Raw genomic sequence first — 863 nt, 5'->3', positions numbered from 1 at the left:
TAGGGCGTGTTGAACATTGGCGACAAATTAATGGCAAAAAAAATAGCGAACGGTTAATCTTTAAGCTCTCACACAAAAAAGATATCGTTCGCTATGCCTCGCACCATGCTCAAAGATGAACACTGGACAAGACTAAGACCCATATTACTAGAACTTAATATCTATGACAAAGGAAATCTTAGACAAACGGTTGAAGGCGTGCTTTATCGCATGCGTGTTGGCTGTCCTTGGCGCGACTTACCCGAGTATTTTGGCAAGCCTAATACCATCTATAAAGCTTACCAGCGCTGGTTTCGCAGTAATAAGCTGATTGCATTATTTACGTTACTGATCAAAGACGCAGACCTTGAGTGGGTCTTTATCGATGGCACTCATATTAAAGCGCATCAGCACAGCAGTAGTGGCAATGAGAACCTACAATCCATTGGCAAAAGTGTGGCAGGCCGCGCGACCAAGATTCACTTAGCAGTTGATGCGCATGGCAATCCGATTGCCTTTATCTTGTCAGATGGCACAACCCACGATGTTAAAGTCGCACCTGATTTAGTAGACAAGGTTGACTTGAGTGATACAGAGGTTTTATGTGCCGATAAAGGCTACGATTCTGATGCACTACGAGCCCATATTGAACAAGCAGGGACGCAGGATAACATCCCTCGAAAACGAAACACTCAGTCTTCTAACGACCATATGGACTGGGACTTATATAAAGCCAGGCATCTAGTAGAAAACGCTTTCGCTAAGCTAAAACAGTATAGGGCGGTTGCCACTAGATTTGATAAGCTCAAGCAGAGTTATGAAAATACGGTCGCTCTTGCTTGTGCTTATATCTGGCTCAAATTATGAATGTTCAACACGCCCTA

At 43.7% G+C, this 863-nt stretch carries 1 protein-coding gene; it reads left to right on the top strand.

Annotation, left to right across the window (positions count from 1 at the left end; translation table 11 throughout):
- Positions 1 to 93: 93 nt before the first annotated feature.
- Positions 94 to 846, top strand: a complete 753-nt coding sequence (locus tag HCZ91_RS13830) for an IS5 family transposase (protein ID WP_179799797.1) — start codon at positions 94 to 96, stop codon at positions 844 to 846.
- Positions 847 to 863 lie beyond the last annotated feature (17 nt).

It is taken from the genome of Psychrobacter sp. BI730, from assembly GCF_013414195.1.
Lineage (GTDB): Bacteria > Pseudomonadota > Gammaproteobacteria > Pseudomonadales > Moraxellaceae > Psychrobacter.
The sequence above is the reverse complement of the archived record's forward strand: the minus strand, read 5'-3'. Positions and strand labels throughout refer to the sequence as shown.

Excerpts from the sequence above, each read along its gene's own strand:
- HCZ91_RS13830 (WP_179799797.1), top strand. The coding sequence starts at position 94 with ATGCCTCGCACCATGCTCAAAGATGAACACTGGACAAGACTAAGACCC.